Source organism: Vreelandella sp. DA03-1M (assembly GCF_055725665.1).
The window spans coordinates 1739033-1755465 of sequence record NZ_CM146798.1 but is presented as its reverse complement, the minus strand read 5'-3'; the positions used below and the strand labels follow the sequence as shown (position 1 = coordinate 1755465).

General features: G+C 54.1%; 13 protein-coding genes. 8 read left to right on the top strand and 5 right to left on the bottom strand.

All coding sequences use genetic code 11. The annotated features are described in order from the left end of the window. Nucleotide 1 precedes the first annotated feature (1 nt). Both ACXUPB_RS08080 and ACXUPB_RS08075 read right to left on the bottom strand, forming a co-directional pair. Nucleotides 2-973: an alpha/beta hydrolase gene (locus ACXUPB_RS08080; protein WP_052703769.1), complete on the bottom strand. Its 972-nt coding sequence runs from the start codon at nucleotides 971-973 to the stop codon at nucleotides 2-4. Continuing rightward, on the bottom strand, nucleotides 963-3122 hold the full coding sequence (locus ACXUPB_RS08075; RefSeq protein ID WP_179914778.1) for a TonB-dependent siderophore receptor: 2160 nt from the start codon (nucleotides 3120-3122) through the stop codon (nucleotides 963-965). Before ACXUPB_RS08075 ends, ACXUPB_RS08080 begins: the two co-directional genes overlap by 11 nt. Nucleotides 3123-3324: 202 nt before the next feature. On the opposite strand from ACXUPB_RS08075, the gene ACXUPB_RS08070 reads away from it, so the two are divergent. The 3 genes from ACXUPB_RS08070 to ACXUPB_RS08060 all read left to right on the top strand — a co-directional run bounded on the left by ACXUPB_RS08070 (nucleotide 3325) and on the right by ACXUPB_RS08060 (nucleotide 6926). Then, a complete protein-coding gene (locus ACXUPB_RS08070; RefSeq protein WP_035566474.1) occupies nucleotides 3325-4371 on the top strand; it encodes a helix-turn-helix domain-containing protein in 1047 nt (348 codons plus the stop codon). Nucleotides 4372-4513: 142 nt separating this feature from the next. Further along, nucleotides 4514-4879 (top strand): hypothetical protein, encoded by a 366-nt coding sequence (locus tag ACXUPB_RS08065; RefSeq protein ID WP_035566476.1) that lies wholly within the window; start codon nucleotides 4514-4516, stop codon nucleotides 4877-4879. Between the two features lie 10 nt (nucleotides 4880-4889). After that, nucleotides 4890-6926, top strand: coding sequence for a pyrroloquinoline quinone-dependent dehydrogenase (locus tag ACXUPB_RS08060; RefSeq protein WP_339933858.1), 2037 nt, complete (start codon nucleotides 4890-4892; stop codon nucleotides 6924-6926). Nucleotides 6927-7017: 91 nt separating this feature from the next. Here the strand turns inward: ACXUPB_RS08060 and ACXUPB_RS08055 are convergent, their stop codons facing one another. From ACXUPB_RS08055 to ACXUPB_RS08045, 3 genes are read right to left on the bottom strand one after another with little or no spacing between them, the layout of a single operon-like run. Beyond that, nucleotides 7018-8139, bottom strand: coding sequence for a hypothetical protein (locus ACXUPB_RS08055; protein ID WP_179914776.1), 1122 nt, complete (start codon nucleotides 8137-8139; stop codon nucleotides 7018-7020). 34 nt (nucleotides 8140-8173) lie between these two features. Beyond that, nucleotides 8174-9880 (bottom strand): 2-isopropylmalate synthase, encoded by a 1707-nt coding sequence (leuA, locus tag ACXUPB_RS08050; protein WP_035566482.1) that lies wholly within the window; start codon nucleotides 9878-9880, stop codon nucleotides 8174-8176. 16 nt (nucleotides 9881-9896) lie between these two features. Beyond that, a complete protein-coding gene (locus ACXUPB_RS08045) occupies nucleotides 9897-10787 on the bottom strand; it encodes an ion transporter (RefSeq protein WP_035566484.1) in 891 nt (296 codons plus the stop codon). A gap of 175 nt (nucleotides 10788-10962) precedes the next feature. Here ACXUPB_RS08045 and ACXUPB_RS08040 point away from each other — a divergent pair, with 175 nt between their 5' ends. Genes ACXUPB_RS08040 through ACXUPB_RS08020 form a run of 5 tightly spaced genes read left to right on the top strand, consistent with a single transcriptional unit; the run spans nucleotide 10963 to nucleotide 16403 of the window. Continuing rightward, a complete protein-coding gene (locus ACXUPB_RS08040) occupies nucleotides 10963-13803 on the top strand; it encodes a monovalent cation/H+ antiporter subunit A (RefSeq protein ID WP_472956168.1) in 2841 nt (946 codons plus the stop codon). Then, complete coding sequence (locus tag ACXUPB_RS08035) at nucleotides 13803-14135, top strand: Na+/H+ antiporter subunit C (RefSeq protein WP_008958597.1); 333 nt, start codon at nucleotides 13803-13805, stop codon at nucleotides 14133-14135. Before ACXUPB_RS08040 ends, ACXUPB_RS08035 begins: the two co-directional genes overlap by 1 nt. After that, nucleotides 14132-15646 carry a monovalent cation/H+ antiporter subunit D gene (locus ACXUPB_RS08030; protein WP_035566488.1) on the top strand — a complete coding sequence of 505 codons (1515 nt, stop codon included), beginning with the start codon at nucleotides 14132-14134 and terminating at the stop codon, nucleotides 15644-15646. The genes ACXUPB_RS08035 and ACXUPB_RS08030 overlap by 4 nt, the downstream gene beginning before the upstream one ends. Continuing rightward, nucleotides 15643-16140: a Na+/H+ antiporter subunit E gene (locus ACXUPB_RS08025; protein ID WP_179914773.1), complete on the top strand. Its 498-nt coding sequence runs from the start codon at nucleotides 15643-15645 to the stop codon at nucleotides 16138-16140. The genes ACXUPB_RS08030 and ACXUPB_RS08025 overlap by 4 nt, the downstream gene beginning before the upstream one ends. Then, the gene (locus tag ACXUPB_RS08020) at nucleotides 16134-16403 is read left to right on the top strand and encodes a K+/H+ antiporter subunit F (RefSeq protein WP_008958594.1); all 270 of its coding nucleotides are present in this window, start codon (nucleotides 16134-16136) and stop codon (nucleotides 16401-16403) included. Before ACXUPB_RS08025 ends, ACXUPB_RS08020 begins: the two co-directional genes overlap by 7 nt. The last annotated feature ends 30 nt before the right edge of the window (nucleotides 16404-16433 follow it).

Here is a 16433-nt window from a genome sequence, read left to right as displayed (position 1 = left end):
TTTATTTATCCAAAAACTCAAGCGCTTGTCGTGTGGCGGGCCACATGACGCTGCCATGGTTCTCTCCCGGATAGAGCGTAAAGCGTACTTCCATGCTTCGCTGGTTAGAGAGCCATTTGGCAAAGCCTTGAGCATTATCGACCATTCCCCGAGCGCGCTGCCGTCTGGCGCGCTCGGATTCGTTATGGTGATCAAAGGCAGGCTGCTCCTGTTCGCCCACGCCAATCATAAGACGAGTGCCATTAGGTATACCCGCTAACGCTGAGTCTTGATTAAATAGCCTATCAAGCGGCTTTTCGCCATACCACCAAAGCGATGGGCTAATCGCTATGTAATTATCAAAACTTGCTGGTTGGTTGAGAAGCACATGAAGTACAAAGAGTCCACCTAATGAATGACCCAATATCGCTTCTTGATCGCTATCTAAAGCAAAGCGCCGATTGATTTCAGGCTTTAGGTGTTCTTCGATAAACGCAAGAAAGCGTTCCGCACCGGCCTGTGGTCTCTGCTGGTTTTGGCTAACGGTATCGTGGCCATGGGGTACGGAAGGCGTAAAGTCTTCACTGCGTCGGTCCATATTAAAACGGCTTGTTTCAGGGTAGCCAATCGCCACAATCAGTAGCGGGCTGCCCGCGCCTTCCGGCCCTCTGCGCGTTAGTGTATCGCGTGCGGCTTGTAACAGCGGAAGGCGAGCGTTACCGTCCAGTAAGTACAGTACGGAATAGCCGGTTTCTGGGGGTGGTGCATCGGGCACTGATAACTGAATTAAGTAAGCATGTCCTGTTTCGGGTGATACCAGCGTAAATTCCGAGGTGCCCGGCAGTATTACTTCACCGGGTAGCGAACAATAAGCCATGGCCGGAATCCAGCACAGTAGTAAAAAAGCCCAATGGCGCAGTTGCCGATAAGCCGTTTGAAAACGAAAAGCGCGCCACGGTTTCCCGTGGCGCTTGATCACACCATTAAAAGTCATAGCGTAGCGATGCCACCATGTTGGCCGGGGCCCCCGGCATGTTGAAGGTGTTCACGCCGCCTACCCGGTTATAGTAATCGCGATCCAGCAGGTTGTTGATGTTGAGCTGACCACTGAGCTGCGAGGTGAAGTCATAGGCGATCATGGCGTCGACCACTGCATAGCCTGGCGCCTCGATCCCGCTGCTGGACTCAAAACCACTCATGGCGGTCACGCCGCCGCCGATACGCAAGCCGCCCAGGGTATCGCCAGCGAAGTCGTACTGCGTCCATACGTTCACGATGTTATGAGGCATCAGTAGAAAAATACCGTCTGCACGTGCTGAAGAACTGCGTTTTACTTCGGTATCCAGATAGGTATAGCCGGCAATAACCTCCCATTGGTCGGTTAGGCTTCCGGTAACTTCAAACTCTGCTCCCTGAATCCGCATTTTACCCACTGACTCTGAATAGCTGGCAGACGTATCTGCAGGCGCAGCGGCACGGTTTTCGTCATACAAGCGGAAGGCGCTGACGCGGGCGTTTAAATCGCCGCCCATGTAACTGCCCTTAACGCCTAGTTCATACTGTTCCCCTTCCCGCGGCGCTAACAAGTCCCCATTCACATCGCTTTCCGTTTGGGGCTTAAATACCTGTGAGTAGCTGGCATACACGGAGTGGTCGTTATCAATATCGAACACCAGCCCCGCATAGGGGGTGATTTCCGTGTCACTACGGTTCTGTTCCGTAACTGCATAGCGGTTCTGGTATTCAAGCTCGTAATGGCTTACCCGCCCACCGGCGATTAACGCTAACGGCTGCACTGGGCGCAGCGTCAGTTTTGCGTAAAGGCCCGTCTCTTCAAGATTAGTCGCTGTATCGGTGTAGCCTGACCCACTGGTACGCGCTGCATCAAGAATGTTGACGTATGCTAAATTGTTCAGTTCCTCTAGGGTCACACGCCCACCCGCCACGCTACGCGAGCTGCCTGACTCCGTTTCGGTATCAAAGCGTTTGTAATCACTACCCACGACGAATTCGCTAACGTTACCAAACGCTGAAAACGGCTGGCTGTAGCTTGCATCCACCGCCAGCGCCTGCTGATCAATAACGCTAGCGGTACCCGCCACCGTGAGGGTATCGTCGGCATCCAGTGCACTTCCACCGAAGGCGTAATTATAGTCAGCATTACGATCCGAATAACGCGCCGCCAAGCGGCCATAGCCGCCGGTATCAAACCGATGGGTTAATTCAGCAATCCAATCATTGGATTGGCTATTAAAATCGTTCCAATCAGCGCCGTAGAAATCAGCGCGCGACCCATAAAGCAGTTCACCATCACTACCGACCGGATGGCCGTTGTTCACCGCTATATCTTTAGTATTATGGATATAGCCAAGACCTAACGTTGTTGCTTCATCCAAATCGATATCGAGCGCTGCATAAATATCATTTTGGTCATTTTCATTGTGGTCGACAAACTGGTTGTGTTCAGTATGGTCAATCACTAATCGCCCACGAACCCGACCTTTCGTAGCAATGGGGCCAGATAAATCTACTTGAGCAGAGCGCTGATGATCGCTTCCCAGGCTACCGTTTACATGGCCCTGAAAATCTTCAGTAGGGCGTTTACGCACCAGATTTACAATGCCACCCATCTCACTGGTGCTATCAAAAAGGCCCGAAGGACCACGCATGATTTCTACACGATCAAAAGCTGCCAGCGTGGGGACGGAGCCGGTAATGCTGGTCATTGGAGCAGGCAGGCCGTCAATGCTGTACTCATCGTACTCGTAGCCACGCGCGTAAATGGATGAACGGCCATTGTCATTTGTGAGCACACGCATCCCAGGCGTCCGGCGCCCCAGCTCATCTAACGTGGTAAAGTTTTGATCTTCAATGGCCTCGTGCGTGACGACGCTAACCGATTGCGGTATATCTCGCAGCGACGCAGGCGTTTTAGTGCCGACAGTGGCGGCGTCGACGCTATAACCGCCGGTGGCTTCAGAGGACAACATTTCATAAAGCCGGTTACCCTCCACCGTCACAGGTTCCAGCCGTGTCACGTCTTCAATCGCTTGAGCCAAAACGCTGGGAGCGAAACTTAACAAAACGGCCGAACCGCCCATCATCACCGCTGAACGTCGGATGAGTTTTTCTTTAGATGCCATGCTGCGTCCCCTTATGTGCCCTGATACCATTGACCAACTTGCGAATGAGAATTCATTGCAATAGAGCTTATGGCAGCGCATTATGGCATCACTTAACCCGCCTCGCCTTTGCGAAAATAGCGGTTTGCTTTGCAAACACAGCAAAATGCTATAACAGATAGCTAGCGAGGATTTAAGCGAACCACTTTCATAAAGGACATGCGTGGGCGAACTGACAACCGAGCAAGAAATTAGCGCCGCCGATTTGCAGCAGCTCTCGGCAACACTGGTCAAACGTCAGCGGCTGGAAGCACCTTGCTGGGACCAACGCTCAGCACCCTTAGCGGGACGTATGTGGGTCAGCGAACTTGAGCCGGGGTTGCAACTACGCCTGGCCGACATCCAAGATCGATTTGGCTTGAAAAGCCAAGCAATATTGCCTGCAGGGATAAAGATCGCCTTGGTAATTGAGGGAACCGTACAGGTGCGCTATGGCGCTTTTGAGGTACAATTAGGGCCTCAAACACTAGGCACACAAACGCCTCATACCGGTCTTTTAGTGGCCCTGCCTTCAGCGACCAGTTTTATGCGCCTTGGCCAAGCAGGTGCGTTTGAGCGCACGCTGACCCTTAGCCTTACGCCACACTGGTTAGCACGCTATGGCCATAGCGATTTAATGGCAGCGCCCAATGGTTTGCCCCACCTTCACTACTGGGCGCCCTCGCCTGGTTTGATCGCTTTAGCATCTCAGCTTTTCACGCCGCAGCAGTTAGCAAAAGAGAACGTTGCTCACCGACTTCAACTCCTGGGCTTTGCAATGACCTTGGCCGGCGAGGCACTAGCCAGCGCGCAACTGTCCTCAACTGAAAATAGCCATTCGCCTACCCCTCCCCATCAGGAGAAGTCAGACCGTCGTTTAGCCACTCTTATGAGCCTCATCGATAACGGTGAGGCGAAACGAATGACTCAAGCAGATTTGGCTAGCTATTTAGGCATGAGCTTAAGCAATCTTCAGCGTCGTTTTTATCGCCAGTATGGGGAATCGTTAGGCAGTTTTTTACGCCATTATCATCTTTCGCTGGCCCGGCACGCTATAGCGCAAGGGGTAAGCATAGAAACAGCAGCCTCGCTTGCTGGCTACGCGAGCGCCGCCAATTTTGCGACTGCCTTCAAGCGCGAATTCAGCACTACACCCAGCCACTTCCGGCAAACGTCACGCTCATCTCAGCGCGTGCCAACGATTAGAAATAAACATTGGTTAAAAAAGTAGCGCTACTTATTTCCTGTGAGCACTCAAAACTCTTTACAGAGCCAAAAATATTAGTTCTCTGCTAAATTTATAGGGCTAACGATTTCTGACGTTAACTTAGCTTTAATGTCAGGCACCTCACTCACACAGAGGCCTTACCGTTATGTTGCCATCCAACTCTTCCAGGGTAGGCGCTATCATTGTTTTGATAGTCTCACTTGCTGGGCTTGCTATTGCGCTTTATGCCTATTTCACACCGTTAACCGGGGTGACAGGAACACTTGGCGCGTTAATCGCTATTGTCGCCTGCCTCGTTCTTGCGGTGTTGGCACTTCTCCTTGCCGTAGTCAAAGGGCGTGGTGCATCCATCGCGCTAAGGGTACTTACCCTGATAGGCCTTGCTGGCACTTTTTTCGCTGCAATGCTGCTACACCAGTGGTGGGTCTGCGTAGCTATGGTGATCGGCCTAATCGGGCTGATCCTCGATATGGTTCGCCCGTCGCATCACGCCCGAGCCACCCATGCCTAAGGAGCCTACCATGCTGACTTTGATCACCACTAAACAACGCTGTACGGCTACTGCACTGGGAATTTGCCTTAGCCCTTTGCCCCTTTTGGCTCAAGAGCAGCCTGGGGAGCAAGAGCAACCCACGGCTCAAGAGCAGTCTGAGGAGCAGGAAAGCAGTGCCCAACAGGAAGAAATTAGCGCTACGCCCATTCCGCTGGTGCCCGATGAACCCACTTGGGATAGCTTCCATGGCCAGCTCAATGCGCAAAAATATAGTCCTCTGAATCAAATCAATGCCGACAATGTAGGTGAGCTGGAGAAAGTGTGGGAAATCCATACGGGCGATGTTGCCGATGGCTCGGGCGAACTACCAGCCACCGTTTGGTCTGCCACACCGGTATTTGCCAATGACACACTCTATATCGGCACCCCTTTTTATCGGGTGCTGGCGCTCAATCCGGCCACGGGTGAAGAGAAGTGGAGTTTTGATACACAATCCTCTCTAGAAGCGTTGACCCAGCCTGTTTTGAAGAATCGGGGCGTTGCCTATTGGCAAGCCGACGATCCTGTGGAGGGCGAGTCCTGCCAAAAAATTATTTATATGGGCACCATGGACGCCCAGCTTTTCGCTCTGGATGCTGATAGCGGCGAACTGTGTGAAAGCTTTGCCAATAATGGCGTGCTCGACGTCAACCAGTGGAACGACACCAACGACAAGTGGCCGCTGTCGCTGTTGCAGCCACCCACCGTGGTTGGTGATCGCCTAATCCTTGGTTGGGCGGGGATGGACTGGGCCTATGAACAAGCGCCGCCCGGCACTGTATTTGCGATCAATGCGCGTACCGGCGAACGAGAATGGACGTTCCAGGCATTGTCAGATGAGGTACGCGAGCAGAGCGGTACCGCCAATGTGTGGACGCACATGTCCGCCGACGAGGAGCTCGGTTTAGTCTATTTACCCGTGTCTTCTCCGTCGCCCAACTTCTGGGGTGGCAATCGTACCGACGACGTACCATTAGCGACTTCGACCACCGCCTTGGATATCGAGACCGGTGAAGTAGCCTGGTCACGTCAGTGGGTGCATCACGATATCTGGGATTACGATATTAACGCCGCCCCAACACTCATGGACATTACCGTGGATGGCGAGGAGATACCGGCGCTCATCCAGGCGACTAAAATGGGTTTTTTGTTTGTCGTCAATCGTGAAACCGGCGAAGACGTATGGCCGATTGAAGAGCGCCCAGTACCCGGCGGCGACGGTAATGTAGAAGGTGAAGTTTATGCGCCTACCCAGCCCTTCCCGACGAAACCAGCGCCGCTGCTGGATCAGTCCGAGAAGCCCGAGGTCTGGGCGTTGGCTGATGCCGTAAGTTTCGGGGAGTGCTCCGCCCTGTGGGACGATCTCTGGTATGAGGGCCTATACACCCCGCCCACCACTGAAGGCGCAGGGACTATGGGTTACCCCATCACAGCCGGTGGTGTGCAGTGGGGTGGCGTGGCGTTTGATCCCGCAAGCCAAACCGCCATCGTTAATACCTCGCACATTGTACAAACCCTGAAGCTCTATGATCGCGAAGCCTATGAATCAGCCAACAGAGCGTCAGGGAATGAGAGTGGCTTTGCCTCTCAAGAAGGGGCTCCCTACGGGATCCTGCTTGAAATCGCTCAGAACTGGCTTGGAATGCCCTGCTGGGAGCCTCCCTTTGGCGAGCTGGTGGCCCTGGATATGACCACTGGCGATGTAAAATGGCGCCGTCCAATGGGTGCATCACAGCAGCATGGGTTCTTTATGCCCGATAGCTGGGGCTCACCCACCATTGGTGGTCCGGCGGTAACGGCGGGCAATATCGTCTTTATCGGCGCATCCATGGATGCCAAGGTCCGTGCCTACTCGCTTGAAACCGGTGAGGAACTCTGGACGGATCAGGTCGAAGCACCTTCTGTCTCCAACCCTGCGGTTTATGAGTATGAGGGACGCCAATACGTCGCCTTTATTGGCGGCGGCAATACTATCCTCAAAGATCAGGTAGGGGATCAGGTCGCGGTTTACGCGCTGCCAGAATAACCCTTAGCGTAGGTAAATGTAGATAAAATGATAAACGGGGCGGCCTCTGAGGCCGCCCCGTTTACGTTAACAGCTACTTTCTCTCCACGCGTCAACCAAGGTCACGGGTCTGAGGCTTGGTACGCCTGGCCAACTGATTATTTGCCGTCCTAAAGCATACCCGCATCAGTGGCACCAGCAGCCACAGTATCGGCGTGAGTAACCAACGGTAGATAAAGCGAGCAATGAAGAGTACTGGCAGTAGCACGACGAGCCAGATAAGAAACTGGCCAAACCAAACTGGCCAGCCAAGCCAGCCAGAGAGGTTAGCGCCAAGTGCGCTCACAAGGCTTGGATGGCGAACCACTACATAGGCAGTACCCGCCACAGCGGCAACTTTGGCCATACGTGGCAACGCCGCAAAACGCCCGCTGCCACTCATTAACGCGCCTTGGCGCAATCCCGTCCGAGCACCCTGCGCTTCCACGCTGCCCACTCGAGCAGCACGAGCCGCCCTGCCTGCTCGCAGCACCTTCACGGTGCTGGCCATCACGAGTAGATCGACACCGGCCCAGCCTAGATCGGCAGCGCCGATGTCGTCACCCCGCCGCCACTGGCTTTCCAAATCGCGTAGCCCACTGGTGAAGAAATCGCCCAGGCCCGCCACCAGACGCTCACCTTGTAGCCACTCCACTTCGCCTTGTTCACTGACCACAAACTGGTTAAGCAGCGCGTGGCCATTGGCATCCAGCAGCGCAATGCCCATCTGCCCGCGACGATAAGGAGTAAACGCTGAATCCGCTTCTCCCTCTTCGTCGCTCCACCAACGACTAACCTGCTGATAGCGCTCGCCGACCCAGTGTTGCGCCCTTAGCGTAGCCACATCGTGGCTACGAAAGTAGCTGATGGGCATTATGGCGTCGGCCCCATAGCGCACCAGTACTCGCTGAAAATCGGGCAGTAAGCCGTACTCCACTAATACATCGCGGGCCCTATCACCGTGGCGCAAAATCGCCAAAGAGGCGCTCATCCACAGCGCCTGATCGTCAGCATAGCTGAGAAACAGCGCATTGAGCTCCGGTGTTTCCTGCTGAAGCGACGCCTCTAGCGAGGGCAATGCCCGCTGAGCTTCCAACCGAACCAGTTTGGACTCAAACGGCTCATGAGAGGCCAATGTTGATGCTAGCCCGGCAACTACTATTGCGGTTACTACTATTATTTGCCAGGGGCGCATCGTAATCCACCTCACTCGGTCGGTAACTGCAGGATTATCCCAACGTCTCCGCCGTCACGTTGGCCGCCGCAGGCTGGGGCGAATGGTGGCGGTTGATGGCGCTCAGCACCCCCTTCATCGACGCGCTGGTAATACTTTCATCGTTACCTACACCGAACACCGCTTTACCGTCGATACGCACTTCTACATAGGCAATCGCTTCAGCATCAGCGCCTTGGCCACGGGAGTGCTCGTGGTAGTCGATAATCTCTACATCGTGCCCAGCCGCTGCCAATGCTTTAATAAAGGCGGCTAACGGGCCGTTGCCCTCGCCCTTTAACGTTTGCCGTGTGCCGTTCTCCTCAATCACGGCGTCCAGCGTCACTTTGGGGCTGCCAGGTTCAGAAGAGAGCCGGTGACTCACCAACCCAAAGGGTGCTCGCTGCTCCAGATACTCATCAGAGAATGCTTGGTAGATCATCTGCGACGTGATCTCGCGCCCGGTCCGCTCAGCGACTTCCTGCACCACCTGGCTGAACTCAATCGAAAGGCGACGCGGCAACTCAATGCCGTGCTCCTGCTCGAGCAGGTAAGAAACGCCGCCTTTACCCGATTGGCTATTAACCCGGATAACAGCTTCGTAGCTGCGCCCCACGTCCAGCGGGTCAATAGGAAGATAGGGCACATCCCACACAGCCTCTGGATTCGCACGGCGATCCGCCATGCCTTTTTTGATCGCATCCTGATGAGAGCCAGAGAACGCGGTGAATACCAAATCGCCCACGTAGGGGTGGCGAGGATGCACTGGCAGCTGATTGCAGTACTCCACCTCGCGCATGATCGGAGTGATATTGGAGAAATCGAGCTGCGGGTGAACGCCCTGGGTGTACATGTTCATCGCCAATGTAACAATATCGACGTTACCGGTACGCTCGCCATTACCAAACAGCGTGCCCTCAACGCGGTCAGCTCCCGCCATTAGCGTCAATTCTGCTGCCGCCACGCCGGTACCGCGGTCGTTATGCGGGTGAACGCTAACAATCAGATAATCCCGATTTTTGACGTTGCGACAGAACCACTCAATTTGGTCGGCATAGTTATTGGGCGTGGCGACTTCTACCGTTGCGGGCAGGTTTACGATCATCGGTTTATCAGTGCTCGCGCCATAGGCTTCCATGACCGCTTCGACGATCTCAACGGCAAAATCCATCTCGGTGGTGGTGAACAGCTCCGGCGAGTACTGAAAGGTCCAGTTAGTTTCTGGCACAGCTTCCATCTGCGCGCGAATCTGTTGAGTAGCCTCTACAGCAATCTGCACACACTCCGCTTTATCAACGTTAAACACTACCCGGCGGAACATTGGGTCAGTGGCGTTATAGACGTGGACGATAGCGTTTTTAGCACCCTGAAGTGCCTCAAAGGTGCGTTCAATCAAGTGCGGGCGCGCCTGGGTCAGCACTTGAATGGTCACATCCTCAGGGATCTTATCGTGCTCGATCAGCGAGCGTACGAAATCAAAATCGGTTTGCGAGGCCGAAGGAAAGCCGACTTCAATCTGCTTAAAGCCAACATTCAACAGCATGTCGAACAAGCGCTGCTTACGCTCCTGGTCCATCGGATCAATCAGCGATTGATTACCGTCGCGCAGATCCACACTGCACCAGACAGGCGCTGCTTCAATGCGCTGGCTCGGCCACTGGCGGTCAGGTAGATCAACGGCTACAAAGGGGCGGTACTTTTTGGCGGGGTCAGACAACATCATGGCGGCTCTCCTAAAATCAGTCAGTGGTGGGCTTGTCGCTGTGCTTACCGCCCGCATCATTCTGGTGTGTTGGGGCTGGCGAGTATGCTTGAGAGAGTGCTGACTCCATACGGTCAAGCTGCGCTTTCAGCCCGCGAACATCATTGCGCAGCGACTGCAGCTCGGCTTCTTCACCTTCGCCGTTGTCCAGCGCCATTTGCGCGCTCTCTTTCTGCATCACATCCAGCACAATACCGATCATCATATTGAGAAAAATAAAGGCATTCAAAAAGATGAAGGTTAAAAAATAGATCCAGGCGTAAGGATAAACCTCCATGGTCGGATAAAGCACCGCCGTGGCCCAGCTCTCGAAGGTCGCCACTTGAAATAGCGTCAACATGGCCAGGGAAATATTGCCCCATAGTCCCTCGTCCACATTGTGGAAAAGGAAGCTCCCAATGGCGGCGTATATGTAGAAGATGATAAACATCAACAGGACGACATACCCCATCCGTGGCACCGACTTGACCAAGGCGCTTAACAGCATTTGTAGCTCGGGAATCATCGAGACCAAGCGCAGCACCCGGAAAATACGCAGTAGCCTAGCCAGCAGCACCATTTCAGAGTCATCCATGGGAATCAGGCTGGCGGTCACGATGAGGAAGTCAAAGACGTTCCACCCTTTCTTGAAGAAACTCAGTAGCGTGCGTTCAGCGGCTATCCTGATTAAAATCTCAATCAGGAAAAATATGGTGACCGCCATATCAAGATAGAGCAGCCACTGCTCCACTTGAGTGGTTTCTTCATAGGTTTTTGCCCCTATCACCAGGGCAGAAATGACGATAATGGCAATCACGACCGCTTCAAAAATCTTATTACTACGCAGCCTTTCAAAACGGGCTTGCCAGGTATTAAAGGGTTCACTCATGGAACGTAAAATCTCTCAACGGTTGACCGGCACACTTTATACTAAAACTACACACCTTCTACACAAGTGATATCCTGTTGTTTCACTTGATGTATCCTACGCCATCAGAACGCCCTCAAAGCGCCCTGTTGGTACTCTTTTGAATTTTTTAACTTTAGCCGCTGGATGATCCCCCATGACACTGCTTTGGATAGCCTTATTGCCTCTGCTAGGCGTACTGGTGCCGGCACTTACCGCACAGCGTGGTCGCAGTTTCTGTTCACTTGCGACGGCAGTGCTGCCAGCGACCGCCTTAGTAATGACGCTACTCAACGTGCCAGCCCTGCTAGACGGTGAGCAACTACGTTTTTCGGCCACCTGGATGCCTGAGCTAGCGCTGGACTTAGCATTCCGCCTCGATGGGCTATCGCTGCTGTTTAATCTGTTGATACTGGGCATTGGCTTACTGATTATTCTGTATGCCCACTACTACTTAGCAAAAGATGAACCCTTTGGCCGATTCTACGCCTTCCTGATGCTTTTTATGGCGTCAATGGTCGGTATTTCAATGTCGGATAACCTGATTCTGCTATGGCTATTCTGGGAGTTAACCAGCCTTTCCTCGTTTTTACTGATCGGTTACTGGTCCTACCGCAGTGATGCGCGCAAAGGCGCCCGTATGGCGTTAACGGTCACCGGCGCGGGTGGCCTTGCGCTACTGGCAGGTTTGCTGCTGCTAGGCGATATGGCGGGCAGCTTCAATATGGGCGATGTGTTAGCCAGCGGAGACGTCATTCTTGCCGACCCGCGCTACCCCCTCATGCTCGGTTTGGTACTGCTGGGGGCCTTTACCAAATCCGCACAGTTTCCTTTCCATTTTTGGTTACCTCATGCGATGGCGGCGCCCACGCCAGTATCGGCATATCTCCACTCGGCGACGATGGTGAAAGCGGGCATTTTCCTGATGGCGCGGTTGCACCCTGCCATCGCTGGCAGTGAGCTGTGGAGCGTGGTCGTTTCACTCGTCGGCATCGTCACCATGCTGTACGGCGCTTGGTTTGCTCTGATGAAAACCGATCTGAAGGGCATTTTAGCGTTCTCCACGGTCAGTCATTTAGGTTTAATCACGGTACTGTTAGGCATTGGCAGTCCCATGGCGATCCTGGCTGCGCTTTTCCATATCCTCAATCACGCTACTTTCAAAGCCGCTCTGTTTATGAGTGCAGGCATTATCGATCATGAGACCGGCACCCGGGAGCTAAAGCAGCTGGGTGGCCTGAAAAAAGCCATGCCTGTCACGGCGCTCTTGACCACGCTGGCGGCTGCCGCCATGGCGGGCGTGCCGCTATTTAATGGCTTTTTATCCAAAGAGATGTTCTTTACCGAGTCGTTAGCAACCCCCGTTTTGGGTGGGGTGAGCTGGCTATTACCCGCGCTAGCGGCCCTCGGCGGCATTCTCTCGGTCGCTTATTCGCTGCGTTTAGTACACGCCGTCTTTTTCAAACCTGCCCGTGAAGAACCGCCCAAAACGCCCCATGAACCGCCGCATTTGATGCGCCTGCCGGTAGAAATATTAGTGGTGCTTTGTGTGGTGGTCGGACTTTTCCCGGCTTTTATGGCCACAGGGTTATTAGAACTTGCCAGCGAAGCGGTGATTGGAAGCCCGCTCGATTTTCATCTGGCTATCTGGCACGGCGTTAATCTACCGCTAATCATGAGCTTGCTGGCCTTTGTCGTCGGGATTGCGCTGTATTGGCGCCATGGTGATGTGCGCCGATTTACGCAACAATTTGTAGGCATTGACGCCCGACGCGTTTTTGAACGCATTCTTATCTCAATCGGCTACCGTGCTGAGCAACTGATTGCGGCTCTGGAAGGCAATTCGCTTCAACGCTATGTGGGCTGGCTATGGCTAGCAGCGCTGATAATGGGGGGTATTGGCCTTGTTCAAATCACCAACTTGACCGGCGCGGCAGGAAATCAGCCGCTGGACGGCATCCTTATTCTAGGTGCCGTGATGCTGATGTTTGGTGGTGTGGCGACCGCCGCCACCCATCGCTACCGATTGATCTCTTTGTTAATGCTGTCGGTAGTTGGGCTGTTCGTTGCACTGACCTTTGCCCGTTTCTCGGCACCCGATCTAGCGCTGACACAGCTTTCTGTGGAAGTTGTGACCATGATTCTGCTGATGCTGGCACTATTTTTCTTACCACAAAAAACGCCGCGCGAATCCAGCCCACTACGCAACGTTCGCGATATGTTACTAGCAGGTTCGCTTGGCCTGGTGATCGCCAGCCTTAACTACGCCGTCATGACGCGCGATACGCTGTCGATTTCCAGCTTCTTTGTGGAAAACAGCAAACCCGGTGGTGGTGGCTACAACGTCGTCAACGTCATTCTGGTCGACTTCCGTGGTTTCGATACCTTAGGGGAAATCACCGTATTGGCCATCGCGGGTCTGGCGATCTTTAAGCTGCTCAACCGATTACGCCTGTTTATGCCACACAGTGACGGTGAGGGACGGGTATGGTCACCCGACCGCTACCCGGCGGTGCTAACGTCGATTTCAATGACACTGCTGCCGCTGGCGCTCCTGGTCTCTGCATTTATCTTCCTGCGTGGCCACAATCAGCCGGGCGGTGGATTTATTGCCGGCCTGATTACCGCAGTCGCCCTCATTCTGTTGTATATGGCGCGTGGCGTGGAGTGGGCGCAAGAGCGTCTGGATTTCCCCTTCCAACCGGTAGCCGTTATCGGGGTCGCCGTTGCTACGCTCACGGGGCTGGGTAGCTGGCTGTTGGGTCATCCGTTCCTCACCTCTGCCTTTGACTACTTCAGCCTACCGCTGATCGGCACCTTTGAATTGGCCACCGCGCTGCTCTTTGATCTGGGTGTCTACTTAGCGGTGGTGGGCGCCACACTAATGATTCTTGCCAACCTTGGTAAGGTCACCACCGCCCATCGCCCGGTTACTGAAGCCTCGGAAAAAGACACCGATGCCGCTGCTGCAACCTCTTCTGCTAAGGAGCCTCGTTAATGGAACTGCTCTATGCAATGACCACCGGCGTCTTGACCGCCTGTGGTCTCTACCTAACCTTGCGAGGCCGTACCTTTCCCGTGGTGGTCGGCCTAACGCTGCTCTCTTATGCAGTGAATTTATTTCTGTTTTCAATGGGGGGGCTTACCACTGATGGGCCGGCCATTGTGTCCGAAGGAACGAACTATGCCGACCCACTCCCCCAGGCGCTAGTGCTCACGGCCATTGTGATCGGGTTTGCGATGACCGCATTCGTGGTGATTCTAGCCATGCGGGCGCGCAGTGAAGTGGGTAACGACCACGTCGACGGTAAAAAGGAAGACCGAGAATGATGCAGCATTTGATTGTTTTTCCTGTCGTTTTACCGCTAGTGGCGGGTATATTACTGCTCTATCAACGGCAAGGCTTAGTGCGCTATAAGCGTGCAGTCAGCGTTGCCGCCACCGTGCTATTACTGCTGGTAGCAATCGGCCTTTTGCGCCAAGCCGCCAGTGATCAGGTCACTTATTATGCCCTGGGCGATTGGCAAGCACCGTTCGGCATTGTGCTAGTACTGGATCGCCTCTCGGCACTGATGCTGCTGGTCACTGCTGTTTTGGCGGTCGGCGCCGTTGTGTTTGCCTGCGCGGGGGATGATGAAAAAGGCAGTAACTTTCATGGCCTTTTTCAGTGGCAGCTGTTGGGCATCAACGGCGCCTTTTTAACCGGTGATTTGTTTAACCTGTTCGTCTTTTTTGAAGTACTGCTACTGGCCTCTTACGCGCTGCTGTTGCACGGCGGAGGAAAAGCGCGCATTCAAGCCAGCGTCCACTACGTGGTTCTCAACCTGGCAGGCTCGTCGCTGTTTCTGATAGCGGTGGGGATTCTGTATGGCGCCACGGGCACGCTCAATATGGCCGATATGGCGATCCGCGTGGCTGAACTGCCCGCAGAGCGTGAAGGCCTAGTCACCGCCGGCGCATTAATGCTACTGGTGGTGTTTGGGTTAAAAGCCGCCATCCTGCCACTCTACTTCTGGCTACCCAAAGCCTACGCATCCGCGCCTGCGCCGGTAGCAGCGCTGTTTGCCATCATGACCAAGGTAGGTATCTACGCTATTTTGCGTGTCTATTCCCTACTGTTTGGCGATAGCGCTGGTGGGCTGGAAGCACTGGAACAACCTTGGGTTTGGTGGCTATCGCTTGCTACTTTGGCGGCCGCGGGTGTCGGCGTAATGGCCGCACGCGATTTGCGCTTGCTGGTGGCTTATTTGGTGTTGGTATCCGTAGGCACGCTGCTGGCGGGTATCGGAATGCGCTCACCTCAGGCTGTCTCAGCCCTGCTCTATTACCTGATCCACACCACGCTGGTTACCGGTGGTTTATTCCTGCTAGCGGAAATGATCGGCCTGCAGCGTGGTAAAGCAGGTACGCGCCTGGTGAAGGGTCGCCCGATGGCACAGGGCGCAGGGCTCGCCATGCTATTTTTTGTTGGCGCCATCGCCGTTGCTGGCGTTCCGCCATTTTCAGGCGCTATCGGCAAGGCATTAATGCTTAATGCCGCCGAAGGTACGCAGCGCCTATGGCTTTGGCCGTTACTGCTGCTGACCAGCCTAGCCTCGCTGATTGCACTTTCCCGTGCAGGTTCTACGCTGTTTTGGCGTAGCCATCGTGGCAACATTAGCGGTACACCGTTACCCCGTCGCCAGTGGTTTGGCGTTATCTGGCTGCTTAGCGCAGCGCCGCTGTTGGTTGCACTGGCAGGGCCCGTGAGCAGCTACACTCAAGCGACGGCTGACCAATTAGCCAACCCTCAGGTGCTGATTCGCACGCTAATACCCAATGCTGCTGGAGATGCCCAATGATCGCCCCGCGTTCCTGGCTACCCACGCCTGTGCTATCAATACTTCTACTCGTCGTGTGGCTGTTGTTAGTACGCAGCTACGCGTTTGGTCATTTCGTGTTAGGCGGCTCGTTAGCTATTTTGATTCCCCTACTGACCCATCGTTTTTGGGATGCACGGCCTCGCATTGCTAAGCCAATCGCCCTGCTGCGTTTTTTCTTCCGTGTGCTGGGCGACATCATCACTGCCAACTTTGAAGTGGCTTATTTAATCGCCAATCCCTGGCGCAAGCTTAAACCACACTTTATTGAATACCCGTTAATGCTAGAGGAGCGGTTCACCATCACGCTGCTCGCCAGCACGATCAGCCTGACACCGGGCACCGTGTCGGCCAATCTGCGTATGGATGGTAAATCACTGCTGATTCACGCCTTGAACGTGGACGATGAGGAAGCGCTGATTAATCAGATTCGCGAGCGCTATGAACGCCCGCTTAAGGAGATCTACGAATGTTAAGCATTGCACTCTATATCACCTTAGCTCTGGTCGTGATGGCGCTGTTGATGAACCTCTACCGCTTGACTATTGGGCCCAGCTTGCCTGATCGCGTACTCGCGTTAGACACCATGTACGTTAACTCCATTGCGCTTATCGTACTGCTGGGACTGTGGCTGAACAGCAAAACCTATTTCGAGTCAGCTCTGTTGATCGCAATGCTAGGTTTTATCAGCACCGTGGCGGTGTGCAAATATATTTTGCGCGGAGACATTATCGAATGATTAACATGAGCTATCGAACGATGAACAAAA

Excerpts from the sequence above, each read along its gene's own strand:
- ACXUPB_RS08055 (WP_179914776.1), bottom strand. The coding sequence starts at position 8,139 with ATGCGCCCCTGGCAAATAATAGTAGTAACCGCAATAGTAGTTGCCGGG.
- ACXUPB_RS08075 (WP_179914778.1), bottom strand. The coding sequence starts at position 3,122 with ATGGCATCTAAAGAAAAACTCATCCGACGTTCAGCGGTGATGATGGGC.
- leuA (WP_035566482.1), bottom strand. The coding sequence starts at position 9,880 with ATGATGTTGTCTGACCCCGCCAAAAAGTACCGCCCCTTTGTAGCCGTT.
- ACXUPB_RS08040 (WP_472956168.1), top strand. The coding sequence starts at position 10,963 with ATGACACTGCTTTGGATAGCCTTATTGCCTCTGCTAGGCGTACTGGTG.
- ACXUPB_RS08025 (WP_179914773.1), top strand. The coding sequence starts at position 15,643 with ATGATCGCCCCGCGTTCCTGGCTACCCACGCCTGTGCTATCAATACTT.
- ACXUPB_RS08045 (WP_035566484.1), bottom strand. The coding sequence starts at position 10,787 with ATGAGTGAACCCTTTAATACCTGGCAAGCCCGTTTTGAAAGGCTGCGT.
- ACXUPB_RS08035 (WP_008958597.1), top strand. The coding sequence starts at position 13,803 with ATGGAACTGCTCTATGCAATGACCACCGGCGTCTTGACCGCCTGTGGT.
- ACXUPB_RS08080 (WP_052703769.1), bottom strand. The coding sequence starts at position 973 with ATGACTTTTAATGGTGTGATCAAGCGCCACGGGAAACCGTGGCGCGCT.
- ACXUPB_RS08020 (WP_008958594.1), top strand. The coding sequence starts at position 16,134 with ATGTTAAGCATTGCACTCTATATCACCTTAGCTCTGGTCGTGATGGCG.
- ACXUPB_RS08065 (WP_035566476.1), top strand. The coding sequence starts at position 4,514 with ATGTTGCCATCCAACTCTTCCAGGGTAGGCGCTATCATTGTTTTGATA.
- ACXUPB_RS08060 (WP_339933858.1), top strand. The coding sequence starts at position 4,890 with ATGCTGACTTTGATCACCACTAAACAACGCTGTACGGCTACTGCACTG.
- ACXUPB_RS08030 (WP_035566488.1), top strand. The coding sequence starts at position 14,132 with ATGATGCAGCATTTGATTGTTTTTCCTGTCGTTTTACCGCTAGTGGCG.